The 16,876-nt window shown below is 45.1% G+C and carries 18 protein-coding genes and 1 riboswitch; of the genes, 6 read left to right on the top strand and 12 right to left on the bottom strand.

What is annotated here, in order from left to right:
• Positions 1-2: 2 nt before the first annotated feature.
• The 6 genes from DNHGIG_RS17870 to nagA all read right to left on the bottom strand — a co-directional run bounded on the left by DNHGIG_RS17870 (position 3) and on the right by nagA (position 8,284).
• Positions 3-1,970, bottom strand: a complete 1,968-nt coding sequence (locus DNHGIG_RS17870) for a glycoside hydrolase family 125 protein (RefSeq protein WP_282200873.1) — start codon at positions 1,968-1,970, stop codon at positions 3-5.
• A gap of 46 nt (positions 1,971-2,016) precedes the next feature.
• Positions 2,017-3,342 carry an MFS transporter gene (locus DNHGIG_RS17865; RefSeq protein ID WP_282200872.1) on the bottom strand — a complete coding sequence of 442 codons (1,326 nt, stop codon included), beginning with the start codon at positions 3,340-3,342 and terminating at the stop codon, positions 2,017-2,019.
• A gap of 60 nt (positions 3,343-3,402) precedes the next feature.
• Positions 3,403-4,605 (bottom strand): ROK family transcriptional regulator, encoded by a 1,203-nt coding sequence (locus DNHGIG_RS17860; RefSeq protein WP_282200871.1) that lies wholly within the window; start codon positions 4,603-4,605, stop codon positions 3,403-3,405.
• Between the two features lie 161 nt (positions 4,606-4,766).
• Entirely contained in the window at positions 4,767-6,497 is a 1,731-nt protein-coding gene (locus DNHGIG_RS17855; RefSeq protein ID WP_439647783.1) for an alpha-amylase family glycosyl hydrolase, read from the bottom strand.
• A gap of 65 nt (positions 6,498-6,562) precedes the next feature.
• Entirely contained in the window at positions 6,563-6,670 is a 108-nt protein-coding gene (locus DNHGIG_RS17850; RefSeq protein ID WP_282200869.1) for a glycerate kinase, read from the bottom strand.
• 489 nt (positions 6,671-7,159) lie between these two features.
• A complete protein-coding gene (nagA, locus tag DNHGIG_RS17845) occupies positions 7,160-8,284 on the bottom strand; it encodes an N-acetylglucosamine-6-phosphate deacetylase (protein ID WP_282200868.1) in 1,125 nt (374 codons plus the stop codon).
• Between the two features lie 664 nt (positions 8,285-8,948).
• Here nagA and DNHGIG_RS17840 point away from each other — a divergent pair.
• The 4 genes from DNHGIG_RS17840 to DNHGIG_RS17825 all read left to right on the top strand — a co-directional run bounded on the left by DNHGIG_RS17840 (position 8,949) and on the right by DNHGIG_RS17825 (position 12,565).
• Positions 8,949-9,545, top strand: a complete 597-nt coding sequence (locus tag DNHGIG_RS17840) for a TetR/AcrR family transcriptional regulator (RefSeq protein ID WP_282200867.1) — start codon at positions 8,949-8,951, stop codon at positions 9,543-9,545.
• A gap of 54 nt (positions 9,546-9,599) precedes the next feature.
• Positions 9,600-10,145 carry a CcdC protein domain-containing protein gene (locus DNHGIG_RS17835; protein WP_282200866.1) on the top strand — a complete coding sequence of 182 codons (546 nt, stop codon included), beginning with the start codon at positions 9,600-9,602 and terminating at the stop codon, positions 10,143-10,145.
• 712 nt (positions 10,146-10,857) lie between these two features.
• On the top strand, positions 10,858-11,898 hold the full coding sequence (locus DNHGIG_RS17830) for a DGQHR domain-containing protein (RefSeq protein WP_282200865.1): 1,041 nt from the start codon (positions 10,858-10,860) through the stop codon (positions 11,896-11,898).
• Positions 11,899-12,304: 406 nt separating this feature from the next.
• Complete coding sequence (locus DNHGIG_RS17825) at positions 12,305-12,565, top strand: hypothetical protein (RefSeq protein WP_282200864.1); 261 nt, start codon at positions 12,305-12,307, stop codon at positions 12,563-12,565.
• 52 nt (positions 12,566-12,617) lie between these two features.
• On the opposite strand, the gene DNHGIG_RS17820 is transcribed toward DNHGIG_RS17825, so the two are convergent.
• The 3 genes from DNHGIG_RS17820 to DNHGIG_RS17810 form a co-directional block, all read right to left on the bottom strand.
• The gene (locus DNHGIG_RS17820; protein ID WP_282200863.1) at positions 12,618-12,746 is read right to left on the bottom strand and encodes a hypothetical protein; all 129 of its coding nucleotides are present in this window, start codon (positions 12,744-12,746) and stop codon (positions 12,618-12,620) included.
• Positions 12,747-12,817: 71 nt separating this feature from the next.
• Positions 12,818-12,994: a hypothetical protein gene (locus DNHGIG_RS17815; protein WP_282200862.1), complete on the bottom strand. Its 177-nt coding sequence runs from the start codon at positions 12,992-12,994 to the stop codon at positions 12,818-12,820.
• A gap of 177 nt (positions 12,995-13,171) precedes the next feature.
• The gene (locus DNHGIG_RS17810) at positions 13,172-13,759 is read right to left on the bottom strand and encodes a C40 family peptidase (protein ID WP_282200861.1); all 588 of its coding nucleotides are present in this window, start codon (positions 13,757-13,759) and stop codon (positions 13,172-13,174) included.
• Positions 13,760-13,768: 9 nt separating this feature from the next.
• Positions 13,769-13,933, bottom strand: a riboswitch (cyclic di-AMP (ydaO/yuaA leader).
• A gap of 249 nt (positions 13,934-14,182) precedes the next feature.
• On the opposite strand from DNHGIG_RS17810, the gene bcaP reads away from it, so the two are divergent.
• Positions 14,183-15,607: a branched-chain amino acid transporter BcaP gene (bcaP, locus tag DNHGIG_RS17805; protein WP_282200860.1), complete on the top strand. Its 1,425-nt coding sequence runs from the start codon at positions 14,183-14,185 to the stop codon at positions 15,605-15,607.
• A gap of 133 nt (positions 15,608-15,740) precedes the next feature.
• On the opposite strand, the gene DNHGIG_RS17800 is transcribed toward bcaP, so the two are convergent.
• On the bottom strand, positions 15,741-15,956 hold the full coding sequence (locus DNHGIG_RS17800) for a hypothetical protein (protein ID WP_282200859.1): 216 nt from the start codon (positions 15,954-15,956) through the stop codon (positions 15,741-15,743).
• A gap of 137 nt (positions 15,957-16,093) precedes the next feature.
• Between DNHGIG_RS17800 and DNHGIG_RS17795 the strand changes: the two genes are divergently transcribed.
• Positions 16,094-16,303: a hypothetical protein gene (locus DNHGIG_RS17795; RefSeq protein ID WP_282200858.1), complete on the top strand. Its 210-nt coding sequence runs from the start codon at positions 16,094-16,096 to the stop codon at positions 16,301-16,303.
• A 5-nt stretch (positions 16,304-16,308) separates the two neighbouring features.
• On the opposite strand, the gene DNHGIG_RS17790 is transcribed toward DNHGIG_RS17795, so the two are convergent.
• Positions 16,309-16,458 (bottom strand): hypothetical protein, encoded by a 150-nt coding sequence (locus DNHGIG_RS17790; protein ID WP_282200857.1) that lies wholly within the window; start codon positions 16,456-16,458, stop codon positions 16,309-16,311.
• Positions 16,459-16,612: 154 nt separating this feature from the next.
• The gene (locus tag DNHGIG_RS17785) at positions 16,613-16,828 is read right to left on the bottom strand and encodes a ferredoxin (RefSeq protein WP_282200856.1); all 216 of its coding nucleotides are present in this window, start codon (positions 16,826-16,828) and stop codon (positions 16,613-16,615) included.
• Between the last annotated feature and the right edge of the window lie 48 nt (positions 16,829-16,876).

Below are 16,876 nucleotides of genomic sequence, written 5' to 3'. Positions count from 1 at the left end.
GATTATTCCTCCTTCAAGTATAAAAGTACACAAGAGATGAAGGCTCCCGGCCACGAAAACCAATGTCTAGACTCGACAGTCCCTCTCTCTTCATGAATAGCTTCGGAAAACAATCCATCCCACTGAACCACTTGTTTAAGCTTGCACAGGACCTGATCCTGCCGCGTCGAGTCCTCAACCAAACCGCTGAAAAGCAGCTCTTGCCCGTCTCCTAACGGCCAGGCATGTGGCGTATGAACCGATCCAAGCCCTCCAAATTCTCCCGTATAGAATCCACCCTTATTTTCCGGGCTGAAGGCAAACTCCATGGTATGAATCCATCTTTCATCCTTCCGATCGCAAAATCCCCAGATTGGAGCATAAACAGTCGGCAAATCATTGGCGTCATGATAGAGTTGATAATTACCCTTCAAATCTGTAAGGTAAGCAAACAATTCCCGATCCTTATGGGATGTCACAAAGGCATCCAGGCAATCTTGTTTCACTCGATCCGCCCATTCGAAAAGATCCGCTTCATAAAAAGCAAACGTCTCATTTAACGTTGCAAGCTGCTGAAGAGTATGCCAGACAAGAACCTGACTGGAGAAGTGATATGGATAATCCACTTTATCATCAGCTGGGGTTTCTCCGGTCCGGAAGATCCACTTCTGATCATCCTTATATTCCATCATCATATTCAAAATGTCTTTCACCTGTGGAAGTAGGCGTTGAACGGTTTCTTTGTCGCAGAATCTTTCATGATAATCACAAAGTTCAAGAAGGGGATAACACTGTTGATCCAATTGAAACACTTTATCTTTACACAACCCATTGGTTAAATAGGCACGTCCCCAATATCGATCAGGCCGTTCTGCTTTTTCAAACATCCAGAGCAAATGCCCGCGAAGAATCTGCCGGATTTTATTTCTCCATTCCCATTCATAAGAAACTTCAAACAGCTCATTTACGTTTTTCTCCGATTCCAGCAAAAGCTGCATCATATAATAGGCATCCCGGTTCCACGATAAAGGAAGTAACTGATGATCCGTGATCACACAGACATGTTCATCGGATACAGGTATGGAGCAGCAGGAAACGATATAATTCACATTTCGTTCGATCAAAAACTTCGTTATGTTTTCCTGGCCGTTGTGTTTTTTCCACCTCGGGCCGTGTTGGAAGGCTTTTGCTTCCAATTCTTCTACGTAAGAATAATGCAACTCCGGTTGGCCTTCTACCTGAGTATGAGCGATATAAACGATATGAATCGTACGGCTTTCCCCTTTTTTAAGATGAAGTTCAGCTTCATGCCGATATGTAATCGGCTCATCCGCTCTTTTTTCCATGGGAGAAAGAATCAACGGTTCCCCTTCTTCAAAGAGATACACATCAACCGTTGCCGGTAAATGGGCATTCATAATCAAAAGGTGATTTTGCTGGACTTTCATCACATTACTTAACGGAGGGATCGGGATAGGCCCAGCTTCGGTCAATTGACCATAGCTACAGCGGTTTAAGCTAAAGGTTCCGCCAACCTCAAACGGTACACGAACCGTTTGATCACCTCCATTTTTGACTTCGATTCGCTGAATCAAAAACGCTTTCTCTTTCTCCTCCACGGCAAGAAACAAGGAACTGACATCTATCTCTCCGAACCGGTCATAGAAAAAAGGGAATTTCTTCTCCGCCTGATAAACTTTCTGTTTTTGAAGATTCCCTTTCCATCTGAATCCAAAACCGTCCACTTGATCTGAAATCAACCGTCTTCGATATTGACGCACAAATGCGCTATCATACCACTTATCATTAGGAAACTGTCCGATCGGAGCCAGGGTCACAAATCCCTGGCTCGGATGATAGTAGTTGATTGATCGAATCAAACCATCAGATCCGATACTGGCGGATAACCGCCCACATCCTACGTCAACAGGCTTCTGATTCATGACCGATAACAGCGGAAAAAGGGAATAGGATAGGTTCATCGTTTGCATGGTTATCTCTCCACAATCTCAATTTTTATTTGAAATATGATCTCTATTAAGAATGACCCATAGAATTTCTTTGCGCCTCTGCGCCATTAAACACTTGGGCCTTACCTTGTGGCAGTTTTACGGATTGCTTTAAAATGTCCTTCTTGATCACATTCCGGAATATAAGAAGGAGTCCCCCGACTGCTACATACAAGATCGATGTTAAAGCCATGGCCATCCCCAATCCTAATTGCGGAGCATACACACCAATGATAAAAGGCGCTAACCCGCCGCCCGCAAAACCAATCGCGGTCATCGTACCCACAGCCGTCGAACGGGCTGCCGGCGTCATCACGTCATGCATGGCCGCATAAATGCTGGAATCGAAGATCCCCTTGAAAAATCCAGCTCCAATCATACTGAAGATTAAAACGTTTACAGACATCGTTTGACCACTGATGAAGACAAATGGTGCAGCCAGGATCAAGCCGGCGGCTAATATGTAGAAGCGGGCCAAAATCGTCCGTTTCACCAAAAGATCCGCAATTACGCCGCCAATCAATACCCCTGACAAACTGGACAACTGCAGTGCCGATGTTCCCGCAAAGGCCGCCATCGTAAGCGACATGTGATACTTATCATGCAAATAAGTTGGCATCCATGTGTTCAAAGCCCAAGTGACAAAGTTCGCTCCGAAGAAAACGATGGATAGTAGAATCGCGGAAGGCGTTTTATAAACCGTCGACAAAGGCACTTTTTCCACCTTTTCCGCTTGATCCGCCATCCCTTTTTCCGGTTCCTTCATCATCTTCCAAAGAACAAAGGCGATTACGATCCCTAAAGCCCCATACAAGAAAAATGCATATTTCCAATGATACTGATCCGCCAAATAACCGGCAAATGTCGTTCCAATGATCCCCCCGGCGAACACAGCCGTCTGATGCAAGGATAAAGCCCGCGTCCGTGTCCTACGATCATGATAATCACTGATCATCGCTGTTCCAGCCGGATAATAAGAGGCTTCCCCCAATCCGGTCATCGCTCGAAAGAAGATAAACATCCCTAAAGAACCGGCCAAAGGCGTAACAAAGGTGATGATACTCCAGAAAATCAAGCCGCCCAAAATAATCGTTTTTCGTTTGAACCGGTCTCCCAAAAATCCCGCCAGTGGAGCCGAACAAGCATAGACCCAAAGAAAAGCGGTGCCCAATAATCCCAATTCCGCCGCCGTAAAGCCGTATTCCACTTTCAATTTCGGCATAACGGCCGTGATTGCACTGCGGTCGGCATAGTTAAAGAAAGAGACGACCCAAAGCATGGCGACAATTGCCCATTTGTAATTCTCGCCAACCATGAATGAGGGACTACTCGTCTTTTTGCCATTCGTACTCATGATTATTCTCCTTTCAACTTTTTTTAAGCCCTTTCATTTATCTATCGATTGTCGATCGGACTAGGAAAGAGAAGAAAGGGCAAAGGTATCGTTAATCACGAGAGCCGCTGCTCCCAGAACTACTCCATCTCTAAACTCGGAGGAAACGATTGGAATCCTTTTTCCGCCTATACTCAACACGCGTGTAGCCACCGTAGACTTAACAACTTCCAAAACATAGGGAACAAAACCTATTCCTCCCCCCAAAATAACCATTTCCGGCGCAAAAAAGTTAATTAGGTTGGAAATGGCTACCCCTAGGTATTGAGCCGCCTCTTCAAACGTTTGTTGAGCAATCGCGGAATGATTTTTTAAAGCGCTTACAATTTCATGAAAGGTAATCGAATCTATAGATTCACCATATATATTACGCTCCTTTTCGGGAGCAATTTTCAGCTTCTTCTGAACCGCCTCTTCGATTTTGGGAATGGAAACTAACGTTTCCAGACAACCATAATTCCCACAACTGCATTTTTCGCCAAACAAGTCGACGGTAGAATGACCGATTTCCCCTGCTTCTCCGTTTAGACCGCGATATAGATTCCCATTCACAATAATTCCGCTCCCAATCCCCACATCGGCGAGCACATATATAAAATTTTTCAAATGTTTTCCCTTTCCAAACCACTTTTCGGTGAGGGCAGCGACATTGGCATCGTTATCAATCATGACTGGAAAATCCAAAGTTTCGTCTAAAATCGATCGCAATGTGATCATCTTTTCACTGTAAAAGTTAGGTGGAGAAATGAAATATCCGCCTTCAATTTCATTCAGTGGTCCGGGCAAGCCGACCCCAATCCCCAAAACAAGGGATCGGTCTATCCCGGTTTCTTTCAGCATCTCCTCTAAACTGTTTTTAACATATCGAACGATCTGAAAAATCGTTTCTCTTCCGCTAGTTCCTTTCATTCTAAATGAAAGGAACTTGCCGTTTAAATCTGTTAATGCCATTTTGACCGATGATCTTCCCAATTCCACCCCCACGGCGTAATAGCACTTCTCATTGAAGGTTAACAATACCCGTCGTCTGCCACCTGTAGACTGCCCCAGTCCCACCTCCTTCAATATATTCCCTTTTAACAACTCCTCTACAATCCTTGTCACTGTAGGCTGAGGTATGTTTAGCCCTTCGGAAATTTCCACTCTGGATACAGAGTCATTTTTTCTGACAAACTCCACGACCCTTTTCATGTTCAATTCTTTTACGACATCAAACGCTTTCATAAACACTCCTTTTAACCGCTTTCAATAAATGAATCTCTTCGATTTCTCTACTTTTTCTCTCAATCATTATTATAACTTAGGTTCAACTTATATCCAATATGAAATTATCTAAAATTCTTATAGATTTGATATCGATGAAAAAACGAATATGCTCAACCTGCTTAGTTTTGTGGTCTCTTCAAATAAGCTTTGATCCACATCACCTGATAAGGTTCCAGCGTGACTTCGATCCGATTCTTCACTGTATGGATCTGTTGTTCAGAAATGATTTCCATAAAAGACGACCCTTTCTTAATTCCATAATCCTGAAGAGGGATGTTTACAGTTTGGAATTCATGGGATACATTATGCAGACAGATGATTTGCTCTTCGCCATCCAAACTGGTACGCAGCAGTGAAAATACATGGTCATTGAGGAATAAAACCCTTTGCTCCGCATTGGGGTGAAAGACCTTCTCGCTTCTACGTTTTCTCAGGAGAACCTTGTATTGGTTAAATACTTGATGACGCAAAGAAGAAGGTTGATCAAGTTCTTCTTCCACTTTATCCCGACTTAATTTTTCGCGATTAATGCTTCTGTAGCGTCCTGTTTCCTCTACTCCCTTCTGGTCATTTCTTGAACCTAATAAACTATGAATATAGATGCCCGGCACTCCCGCTAAGGATAAGAGAATCGATTGGGAAACGATAAATCTCTTCACTTTCAGATCTTCTGGATCTTCTGGGTGAGACAAAGCATCGAAGTAATTAATATTTAATTCATAAGGGCTTTGCGTGCCATCCCCGTTGTTCTTATAGGAGACATAACCCCCATGATCTTTTACCTTTTTCACCATCGCCTGAATCTCTTCTTCCGATAAAATCCCCTTGGCCGGCATGACCCCAATCCCATCGTGGGAAGCCAGAAAGTTAAAGAAGGTTGTCCGATCTGAAATGGGTTCTAAGGAGTCTGCCCATTTTAATAGATGACTTGCATTCCCCGTATGAAGGGCATTCAAGGTTAAAGGCGGCAACGGGAATTGATATACCATGTGTGCTTCATTATATCCATTACCAAAGTAGCTGATATTCTCTTTGTGTGGCACATTCGTTTCCGTGATGATGATCGTTCCTGGTGCCACGATCTCCAGTACATTCCGGAACAATTGGACAATCTTGTGTGTTTCCTCCAAGTGGATACAGCTGGTGCCAAGCCGCTTCCACAAATAGCCTATGGCATCTAAACGGATGAATCTGGCTCCCTTACCCACGTAGAATAACAGAACTTCAATTATTTTCAGCAAGACCTTTTCATTTTTATAGTTGAGATCAATCTGGTCTTCGCTGAAGGTGGTCCAAATGTGCTTAGTTCCTTCCTTGGTTTCAAACGAGGTGAGCAGCGGTAAAGCTCTCGGCCTCGTCACAGTCGAATAATCAGCATTCGGATCCGATTCTATGAAGAAATTTTTATACTCTGGATTTCCCTGTACATACTCACGGAACCAGTCGCTTCGAGCGGAGATATGGTTGATGACGGCATCAAACATCAGCTCAAAATCTCCAGATAAAGCTTCTATTTCATTCCAGGTACCTAATTCGGGATTTACTTTAAAATAGTCGATCACTGAAAAGCCGTCATCCGAGGAATAGGGGTAAAATGGCAGAATGTGAACAGCGGATATGACATCCTTCAGGTGTTGGTTCAAAAATTCGTGCAGGCTTTGCAGATGGGGTTTTCCTTCTTCCTTGATTTGATCACCATAGGTGATCAAGACCACATCCTTCTCATCGACCCATGGCTTATGTAAGCCTTTTCCTTCGAATCTTTCCAAAAGGTCTATGATCTCTTCTAAAATACGCTTGCCTTTCTCTTCTCCATAGACAAAATTTAATTGATCCCGCATGCAATCGATCTTTTCCTGCGGGATATCCTTGCGGTTGATCATGAGTTTTCTCATATCTTACACCTCCGCCTCTTTTATCTGATGATTCGGCTCAAACGGGCGATTCCTTCTTCAATCGCTGTACAAGCCTCCAGGGCGCTCAAGCTTCTTTTAAAGGAATCAATTGCAATAACAATTTTCACTCGATCCTCCTCCTAGATGAGCTTTTTCCCACGTCCTTTTCATATTCAGTTCTTTCATAACGTAAAACGCTTTCACAAACACTCCTTTTGAGCGATCATGGCAATTTGATCTCATCGATTCCTTTATTTTTCCTCTAGGATCATTATAACTTAGTTTTAACTTATATCCAACATGAAATTATCTAATATTTACATGTATTTGATAGCTGAAAATGCACTTGCTCATCTACTTTTTCCGTGTACCTTCCGATTTTTATTGATTTCATGTATGGAAGCGGGGCAACAGGGTGTTCGATCCCTTGTTCCTTACAGTCAGCCCCGCCCCCACTTTCTTGAGTCAATAAATCTAGCCTTGTGTATAATCCGCAATTGGCTTGAATGATCTGTTGAAACGTTGGCATTCTTCCTCGAGATCGTTCGCATATCCTCTGCGCTTGCAAAATTCATAAAAAATATGAATTTTCATTACTGGTTCATAGCTTTCGTTGCTTACTTCCTATACACCAAACGTCCTCCGACGATCGTATGAGTAACAGCCAAATGGTCATCCACCGCGATGACGTCCCCATCAAAGCCCGGTTGCAAGACTCCTTTGTTCAATCCTAACAGGCGCGCTTGGTTTCGCGCGGTCACCTGTGAGATCTGATCTTTTTTCAGATAGTTCCTCTCGATCAAGTTTCTCACCGCCTGATCCAATGTCAAAGTACTGCCGGCGAGGGTGCCGTCATGAAGAGACGCTTTCCCTTCGCGAACCTGTACCATCTGCCCGCCAAGTTCGTACTCTCCATCCGGCATGCATGTCGCGCGGATCGCATCCGTGATCAGCAGAAGGCGGTCCACCCCTGTCGCCCGAATCATCGACCTGATGACAGCCGGGTGTACATGCATAAAATCGGCAATCAATTCTACATAGATTTGGTCATCCGATAATCCCATGCCGAGTAGTCCAGGTTCGCGGTGATGCAGGCTGTTCATCGCATTGAAGAGATGGGTGATGCTTTGTGCCCCCCACTCTTTCCCTTTTTGCGCTTCTGCATAAGTGGCCGCGCTGTGCCCCATGGAAACCATGATTCCTTTTTCCCTCGCATAGCGAATCAACGCTTCCGTACCGGGGAGTTCTGGTGCGATGGTCATCACTTTCACTTGCCCTTGGGAGAGGCGGATCCACTCATCCAGGAGCACAACGGAAGGCTCCAAAATGTGCTGGATGGGATGGGCACCCAGTTTGCGCGGGCTGATAAACGGTCCCTCCAAATGAAAACCGAGCAACTGCGCCCCTTCCGACTGAAATCCCGGTTTCAGAGCGCGCATCACCCGATTGGTTCGGTCCACGCTTTCCGTGATCGTGGTTAAATACAATCCCGTCGTACCATGTGCGGCATGGGTCTTTGCGATGACTCGAAACGCTTCTTCCGTCGCATCCATCGTGTCGGCGCCGCCACCACCGTGGATATGAATGTCGATAAACCCCGGATACAAGAATCCGTCGGTTTCGATGCGTGTCGCCCCTTCCAGATCGGTAGCAGACAGTTGGCCGATTTTCGTGATGATTCCGTCTTCAATGAGGATCTGTTGTCTCTGGTCGTTCAGGATTCCGGATACGACTGTTTTCATCTCTAACGCGCGAATCTGCGCCTTCCTCCTCCCCTACATTGAAAATGAGTGCTTGGGTGGATGTATCGCTTTGCACTTGGGTTCTTTGAGGCATATGCTTCGCGCTCATGCTCCGTGGAGGTCGTCTCGCACGGAATATGATCAATGTTGCGAGACGACCTCCAAAGTCGCTATTACGCGCAAAGCATATGCCATCTAAACGGTTTATAGGAAGCGGAACGACCTTCCACTCACCTCTGCGCTGCAAAGCGATACCATCCACCCAAAAGTCACTCCATTTTTTGTGGCAAACTTAAGCCTCTATGCCCGCCACATTGCAAATTTTCACTGGAGTCCCTCATGCCGTTTTTGCAACGAGTGTACGAATCGTGGCGTAGCAGACGATTTCAAAAACCGGAACGAAATCCGGGAGTATTCTCGATCCCTTCCCCTCGCCGACTAATGGAACGCACTTTCCATGCATTTTCTATCATAACAATTAGATGTTTTGATGTCGAAACAGGTTTCTTCGAAGTTGAATCCGATATTCTGTGTAACCGTTTCTTTTACATATATGCTTAACATAGGGTTATTCGAAATGTTGGCGATAAATCTCATTTGACACCCATGAACCGAACAGGTATTATAATGAATAAATTATTCATTCAATAATAAGGTGATGAAAATGCCACGAACAGAAGAAGCGAATCAACGTCTTCGTGAAGCGCAACGTGCGAAGATTCTGGATGCCGCAAGGAAGGTCTTTGCTCGCAAAGGCTGGGCAGCTACTATGGCTGACATTGCCGCTGCCGCCGAGATCAGCCAGGGGCTGGCCTATCGTTATTTTGCCAACAAGGAGGCAATTTTTAACGAGGTGGTCAAACAGGCCGTGCAATCCGGTTATTCGAGACTGCAACGCATTCTAGAGATGCCGGGTACACCAGGGGAACGGCTTGAACTTTTGGTTTCAAGGGTATTCGAAAATAGGCGTGAACGGCTTGAATTCTTTCAGTTGATCGTTCAGGCATTTCAGGATGAGGCGACGCCGGAGGACCTCCGTGATCTTCTACGCATGCAGAGCCAGACCTTTCAAGACGTGATGAGGCAACTGATCGTCGAAGGCCAGGCAACCGGAGAGGTCGCCGATGGCGATCCAGACCAACTCGTATTAGCCGTTATTGCGTGTCTTAACGGTTTATCCAGTTTGGCTTTACGCCTTCCCGAGAAGTTCAAAAACCATTTTCCTGAACCTCGAATTATCATGCGGATGCTCAAACCATAGAGAGCCGAGGATGCCCAGCAATCTTGCTAAGAAAGAAACGGAGGTAACAATCATATGCATCATATAACGCCCATTTTCATTGTACTGCTCGTCCTGTTTTCGATGGTTCGACGAACCCGGAGGACGATCGGATTTCAAAAATTCGTCAAAGGGCGTATGTTCACAAGAATGACACTGTTGTCCATCGTCGGCGTCATTTTTCTGGTCATGGGCTACTTGAATCCCATGGCGTACTTCTATGATGCCATCGGAATTGTATTGGGCGGGGTCATGGCCTTCTACGCGATTCGCACCACATCCTTTGAATGGTGCAAAGACGCCTGGTTCTATCGCCCAAATCCATGGATTGGTGTGCTCCTACTCGTGCTGTTCGTCGGACGTATCGCCGACAGAGTGTATCAAGACTACGCCCTGCTTGGTACATCTGCCTCAGCCAACAGGCAATTCGCAGAACAAGCGCAGTTAGCCACCTACTCTCATGATCCAATCACAACCATCATTCTGTTCACGATGATTACTTACTACGTCATTTACTATATGTTCCTTATTCGAAAAGAACGGTATCTGGAAACTGAAGGGCAAGGAAAGGAAGGAAAATAAATCTATTCATAAATAACCCGCTCCAAATATGTGATATAACAAACCGGTCTCCTTAAAGTTTTGAGAACCGGTTTTTTTTAGCCGGAATAAAAATGGTAAAACATTCTATTTAGGTGACTTGTTTCGCGTGCTCCAATCGATATTTCCCATGGGAATACCGCCTGTTTTTAAAAGATGGTTCAAACAAATATTATGCGACTACCTTGAAAACTAGTGCTTGGGTGGGTGTATCGCTTTGCGCTTGGGTTCGATGAAGGTCGTTCCGCCCAGATTCTGTACATAGGTTGCGGAACAACCTTCAACTCACCTCTGCGCCGCAAAGCGATACAACCCACCCAAAAGCCACTCCGTTTCTTGAGATAGCCTTATACTTCTTCCCTCACGCGAAACTTTTCATCCTCTGTTGGCGCCGCTTGCGGCATGGGGGACTATTTTGAGAAGAAATGTATAAAACTAGTTCATAAAAGGAATCTAACTCGTTTGACGTCATAAAGAGGGTGAGAGGGTTATCGAGTATTGAATTTGGTTTTTGATCATATTTTGTTATTAGTGATCTTTCTTCGAAAAATCGATACTCGATAGATAATAGATGATTGTACCAAAAGAAATATTCTTTCCGTTGTGTGAAGTTTGAACTTGTGGGACAAAATGATAAATATGCTTAAGGCTCATATATTATCATAACCACTTTGTAATGAAAGGAGTTTCGAACATGGTAACGATTGAACACGTGATTCGATCAGAACAAAAAGGACGCATCACTTACCAAGGCAATCTGCTTTCTCATCATGCGGACGCACTTTCCACAATCCCCCTGTACAATCATCCCGATGGAACCGGTTATCAACGCCCATTTGATAGCACAAGGGCGCTTTCGTACGCCAATTACTTAGAACAAAAGGACGCATGTTTAACCCCAGTCATTTTAAACGCTGATGGTAAATGGAGCTTCCAACCATACGACGAGAACCATCCTGATTACGGTCGGTTGATCTGCATGGGACCCGCACGCGTGATTGACGGCCAGCATCGCTTGGGAGGGATCGACAAATATCATCGGATTCTTAAAAATGAAGAAGTGCTACCCGTTCCTTTTCTGGCTTTTCATGTTTTGTATCCGGATGAGGAAGTATCGATCTTTGACACGATCAACACCAACCAAGTCGGGCTCACGAAATCGCTTCTCGTGTATTTAAAAAGGGACAAAGAAGATTTTGCCCGCCTGGCCATCGATCTTGCGGAAAGCAAAGATTCACCTTTTTATAACCTAGTCGTTGTTGTTACCAAAAAGAGCACAGAGCGTCCATTCACGTTGGATCATCTAAAGAGAGCTTGTGAACTCCTCATTAAAGGAGGGCCCCTAGAAGAGCTTAGCCTGGAACAAAAAAGAACGGCGATCATCGTATACTTTCGGGAGATCAGCCGTGTATTTGAAGAGGCGTGGACTTCCAAAACCGCTTTTAAACTTCGCAGTGTGATGGGTCTGATGAGTTGTGCCGCCGTGGGGCATAACATTTTGGAAGCCGCTTGGGATCCCCGTAATCAATGGATTGACGAGGGGGAAGTCAAACGGATGGTGTGGAAACTGCATACGTTCGACTGGTCGAGGACAGGTCCGCTGCGTTACGCATCAGGCATTCCGGGACAACGTTACGTATATCAAGTACTTAAACATATGATCTTTGACGTTCCTGTCAAAACACAACCACCTGCTGAAAGACCCAAGTTTAATATCGGCATACAAGTGAGCTGAGCAGAAAACGCTCATTCTAGATGGGCGACCATAGCAGAGGGTGTTCAGTAAACTTCATGATCACTACACATGCTGCAAACGGTGCCATCAGAGGATGAAAGTTTCTTTTGCGGAAAGAAAAGTTTGAGGCTGCCCCCAGAAACGAAGTGGCTTTTGGGTGGGTGTATCGCTTTGCAGTGCAGAGATGAATGGAAGGTCGTTCCGCTTCCTTTAAGCCGATAAGAAGGCATATGCTTAGCGCGTAATAGCGACTTTATAGGTCGTCCCGTTCCTTTTGAAAGTTGAAGAGGCATATGCACCGAACCCAAGCGCAAAGCGATACACCCTCCCAAGCACTAGTTTTTCAGATAGTCCTTTCTCGTCATTCCATGATACAATATGTACAAGGTGGTGATGAGAAAGCACGATGATCATCGGTTTCGGTTTTGGCAGTCCTCTCACCAGTTTATTGATGTTACTCGCTACATCTCTCATCAGTTACTCGATTTTTAAATGGATACAATCCCGCAAGCAGAATGATGATCTTGATGAAGAAGCACGAAGAGAGGCACTCCGCCGTTACTATCGTGAACAAAGAGAACGAGCCCGTCAAATGATGCAGGAGTACGATTTGACGGATGAAGAAATTGAGCGGCGGATTGATGAAGAATTGAAGAGAAAATGGTGACAGGAGGCCGTCATTGGGCCTCCTGTTTTTCTATGGGCCGATGGTAGATCGATTATTTGTTTTCCGGACCTTTTTCGGGATCGATTCTTGTCCTCGATTCATTTTCCCGGTTTGTTCGGGAACGGGCCGTCAATTGTCTTGCGTCTTCCGTCTTAGGAAATCGTCTTATATTCTCTTTCATTCTGTATGCCTCCTTTGCGATCAGGAGTTTTGTTCCTACCCTGGTTCGGGACGCTGATGATACCGCGTGTATCAAACATGATCCAAAGCACTTCGGCAGTCGTTTATACAGGCTTCCATATTGGTCAAGGCGCTTTGCAAACGTTGTAACGCCATTTGATCGCGCGTTTCCTTTACGGCCGTTTGCAAATCCGAATAAATTCCTTCACAGCGTTGCAGGCAGTAGCGGATCTGATCATTTGTCGCCATACCATCACCCTTCTTAACCATAATAATTTTATGTAGTAACACAGACTCTTTCATGATTACATTCGTAGTTTTAACTGATTCCTTTCTCTTCATTCCCTAAAGAGAGGTTTTAAGGCTTCCACAAGAAAACGAATAAAAAAATCCCGGCGAAAACCGGGATGTCAGCGTGCACAAGGTTTAGAACATGCGTTTCACAGCGGTGATGTGTTTGCTCCAATAGGATCCGGGTGCGACACTCAGATATCCTACTCGACCAAGGCCACCACCCTCTTGTATCATACGACCGTTTCCTGCATAAATCCCCACATGCCTTCCTCCGTCAAAAATGAGCAAATCACCCGGACGCATCTGGCTCTTGGGTACTGGATTCCCAACGGAACGGGCTTGTACACGGCTCGATCCGGAGAACTTGTACCCCAATGCATGATGATATACATATGCGGTGAAATTGGAGCAGTCGAAGCCATACTGTCCACGGTCTTCATTATGACCCCACCGGTAAGGAGTTCCTAATTTGCTTTCGGCTACTTGTAACACCGCATCTAACTTCGTCTGATGGTCATCATCCAGAGAAGCAATAGGAGTGATGGAACGATCCAACTTCACACCGTGCGGCAACGAATGCAAAGTTGTATCCTGGTTTTGGTAGGAAGACGTATGAGACGAATCACCTGCAGAAGCATACACAGATGTGGAGACGACAGCGTTACCCGCGAGCAAAACAGCTCCCAAAGTAAGAGAGAGGAAAAGCTTTTTTCCTTTCATTGTAACATCACCTTTCCTTTTCTTCGCCTCCGAGGTTAGTTGTCGGGTTTGGACTGAGGATACAGCCCACACAATGGTTCACCCCAAAGGATCTGCCATACGAGATCCGAATAATATCCCCCGTACCGCAACGATTCACATGAGCAATCATTGCGGATTCGGCATGTACTAGGATAACACAGCCCGTCCTTCACTTCCTCCCTCAAATCTTACCAAGCAAGGGAAGCTCTTACCGATTGAATAAAGTTCTACTTTACTACTATAACGCTTAAAAGCATAAATCTATTAAATTTATTTAGCTGGTTATTTTTGTTCTTGTATTATAAACTTAATTGTTGTAATATTAAAAAGTCAAAAATCGACACAGTTCTCCTTTGTTGAAAAAAACAAAAAATTAAAATGAATTAAGAAAGTGGGGGTACCATGAATTTATTTAGAAAAAAATCAATTTCTACTCTCCTAACGCAATCAAAAAGTAAAAATTCACTGAATAAGGCGTTAGGGCCTTTCGATCTCACCATGCTTGGTGTCGGTGCGATCATCGGAACGGGAATCTTCGTTCTGACAGGAGTCGCAGCTGCTAAACACGCCGGACCGGCGCTGATCCTTTCCTTTATTCTTTCCGGTCTCGCCTGTGTGTTCGCCGCTCTTTGCTATTCCGAATTCGCTTCTACCGTCCCAGTTTCCGGAAGCGCTTACACGTACAGTTACGCGACATTCGGAGAACTGATTGCCTGGATTCTGGGATGGGATTTGATTTTGGAATACGGACTGGCGTCTTCAGCAGTTGCCAGCGGTTGGTCAGGTTATTTTCAAGGCTTACTTTCCGGTTTCGGCATACATCTGCCGACAGCGCTTACCAGTGCGTACAATCCAGTAAAGGGAACTTTTGTCGATGTACCTGCTATCTTAATTGTCTTACTAATCACATTTTTGTTAACAAGAGGCGTGCGTGAATCTGCCCGCTTGAACTCCATCATGGTCATCATTAAAATCGCTGTCGTACTGTTGTTTATCGTTGTAGGGGTCAAGTTTGTTAAACCTGTGAACTGGTCTCCATTCATGCCGTTCGGTTTTCACGGAATCGCGACAGGGGCTGCGACTGTATTCTTCGCCTATATCGGTTTCGACGCCGTTTCGACCGCTGCCGAGGAAGTCAAAAACCCTCAACGCAGTATGCCGATCGGTATCATCGGTTCGCTTGCGATCTGTACTGTCCTGTATATTGCAGTATCGGCGATTTTGACGGGTATCGTCCCTTATCACATGCTTGATGTGAAAAACCCAGTCGCATTCGCGTTGCAATACGTTCATCAGGATTGGGTGGCCGGTTTCATCTCGCTCGGAGCGATTCTCGGAATCACGACGGTCTTGTTGGTCATGATCTACGGACAATCACGTCTTGTGTATGCGATTAGCCGTGATGGTTTGCTGCCAAAAGTGCTCTCATCCGTCAACGCGAAGACGAAGACACCTGCGGTCGGTACTTGGATAACAGGGATTATCGTTTCCCTCTTTGCCGGATTTGTTCCTTTGGACAAGCTTGCTGACTTGACCAACTTCGGTACACTTTTCGCTTTCATGACTGTATCCGTAGGTATCATCGTATTGCGCAAAACACAGCCGGATCTGCAGAGAGCTTTTAAGGTGCCGTTTGTGCCCGTGATTCCTATCTTATCCATTCTGTTCTGTGCTTATTTGCTCCTGAACTTGCCAAGCACAACTTGGATCGGTTTCTGTGTTTGGTTTGTACTCGGACTGATCGTCTACTTCACTTACGGACACAAAAACAGTGAACTTGCACAACAGGATCTTCAAGCCCATGCTGTAAACGAAAAAGTCAGTTAATCGCTATTTTTAAAAAGCGTCTCAAAAAGAAGACATATAAAACCTAGAAGTTGCAAATCAAATAAAAAGCGGTTCCCGTCAGATCAACGGGGCCGCTTTTTTGTTCGTTGGAACCGGTTTAATCGAAACCTTTTTATTCGATTATGAGTATGCGGGAAACGGGAATCGGTACGGGCGCACCATCCAATGGCTGAAACTCCACTACATCCGGGCTGTTAGTGGAAACCAGCCGTCCCCTCTTTTGTTGGACGGATTCTCCATGTGAAGTCAACGGATTCTGACTGGAGAACGTAATCGTAACTGTCTCCCCGCTGTCAAGCGTTTGCCGCAGTTTTTCTTCGGTTGACATCGTCTCTTCCTCCTTGCATCCATGTTCAATGTTAGCGTGCACCAGAGAGGAAGAATCATACCCATCTTCAGCCGTTCATAAGAATGGACGGTTACGGGCGATACTATAGAAAAGAGTGAAACGAAGGAGGACAAATGATGGAATGGCAAGAGGAATTTACGAAGAAACTCGTTCACAATAACCAAGCGCAAATCAGTATCGACGGACAGATCTGGACAGCCCGTGCACAAGGAAGTGATTATTCTTTCAGCAACGCGTTCGGTCGCGAGGAGAAGTTTTCATCGGTAAATAAAATCGTGGATGCGATCGAATCTTGGTATGAAAACCCGACGATTGTTGTGCTATAAAATGCTTATCCATCAGATGATTTCTCAAGTATTACAGCAATTTCCCGCAAGTTTTCGATGGCTCGCTGAGGGCAAAGCTTGCAATCGTCCATATCCATCTCTCGATAGGTTTGTATGAGCTCGCGAATCTTCTGCAACACGTTCTCATGTTTCACGGACAGATTTCCCCCTTCAAACAAGTCTGTATAATCATGTATACACGCGCTTTTTCATATTCATTCATATAAACGTTCCTTTAACTCAAAAGAAAACAGGGTCCTGTAGATCATACAGAACCCTGTTTTTACATATATATTTGCTTTCAGCGAATTAGTCTTCCCATTTAACGGATTCCGTAGGGCAACCGTCTCTAGCATCCATCGCATCTTGAAGGAATTCTTCAGGTACTTCTACGAAACCTTCCAAGCCGCCCGGAAGCTTAACAAAAGCGTACCCTTCGTCATCCCCTTCGTAAACATCTGGGCATGTGGAATAGCAAGCTCCACAAGCAATGCATGTGTCTTTGTCAACCCATGTTTTAGCCATTTCTATGTTCACTCCTTAATTCCTTTATAAGCCAAGTATAAACCATGT

It is taken from the genome of Collibacillus ludicampi (assembly GCF_023705585.1).
Taxonomy (GTDB): domain Bacteria; phylum Bacillota; class Bacilli; order Tumebacillales; family BOQE01; genus Collibacillus; species Collibacillus ludicampi.
Note: the sequence above shows the minus strand (reverse complement) of the source record. Positions and strands in the feature narration are given on the sequence as shown.

What these genes read in the sequence shown, in the direction of transcription:
- nagA (WP_282200868.1), bottom strand. Translation starts at nt 8,284, where the DNA reads ATGAAAACAGTCGTATCCGGAATCCTGAACGACCAGAGACAACAGATC.
- DNHGIG_RS17795 (WP_282200858.1), top strand. Translation starts at nt 16,094, where the DNA reads ATGGAATGGCAAGAGGAATTTACGAAGAAACTCGTTCACAATAACCAA.
- DNHGIG_RS17785 (WP_282200856.1), bottom strand. Translation starts at nt 16,828, where the DNA reads ATGGCTAAAACATGGGTTGACAAAGACACATGCATTGCTTGTGGAGCT.
- DNHGIG_RS17800 (WP_282200859.1), bottom strand. Translation starts at nt 15,956, where the DNA reads ATGTCAACCGAAGAAAAACTGCGGCAAACGCTTGACAGCGGGGAGACA.
- DNHGIG_RS17870 (WP_282200873.1), bottom strand. Translation starts at nt 1,970, where the DNA reads ATGCAAACGATGAACCTATCCTATTCCCTTTTTCCGCTGTTATCGGTC.
- DNHGIG_RS17860 (WP_282200871.1), bottom strand. Translation starts at nt 4,605, where the DNA reads ATGAAAGCGTTTGATGTCGTAAAAGAATTGAACATGAAAAGGGTCGTG.
- bcaP (WP_282200860.1), top strand. Translation starts at nt 14,183, where the DNA reads ATGAATTTATTTAGAAAAAAATCAATTTCTACTCTCCTAACGCAATCA.
- DNHGIG_RS17835 (WP_282200866.1), top strand. Translation starts at nt 9,600, where the DNA reads ATGCATCATATAACGCCCATTTTCATTGTACTGCTCGTCCTGTTTTCG.
- DNHGIG_RS17810 (WP_282200861.1), bottom strand. Translation starts at nt 13,759, where the DNA reads ATGAAAGGAAAAAAGCTTTTCCTCTCTCTTACTTTGGGAGCTGTTTTG.
- DNHGIG_RS17830 (WP_282200865.1), top strand. Translation starts at nt 10,858, where the DNA reads ATGGTAACGATTGAACACGTGATTCGATCAGAACAAAAAGGACGCATC.
- DNHGIG_RS17865 (WP_282200872.1), bottom strand. Translation starts at nt 3,342, where the DNA reads ATGAGTACGAATGGCAAAAAGACGAGTAGTCCCTCATTCATGGTTGGC.
- DNHGIG_RS17820 (WP_282200863.1), bottom strand. Translation starts at nt 12,746, where the DNA reads ATGAAAGAGAATATAAGACGATTTCCTAAGACGGAAGACGCAAGACAA.
- DNHGIG_RS17825 (WP_282200864.1), top strand. Translation starts at nt 12,305, where the DNA reads ATGATCATCGGTTTCGGTTTTGGCAGTCCTCTCACCAGTTTATTGATG.
- DNHGIG_RS17815 (WP_282200862.1), bottom strand. Translation starts at nt 12,994, where the DNA reads ATGGCGACAAATGATCAGATCCGCTACTGCCTGCAACGCTGTGAAGGA.
- DNHGIG_RS17840 (WP_282200867.1), top strand. Translation starts at nt 8,949, where the DNA reads ATGCCACGAACAGAAGAAGCGAATCAACGTCTTCGTGAAGCGCAACGT.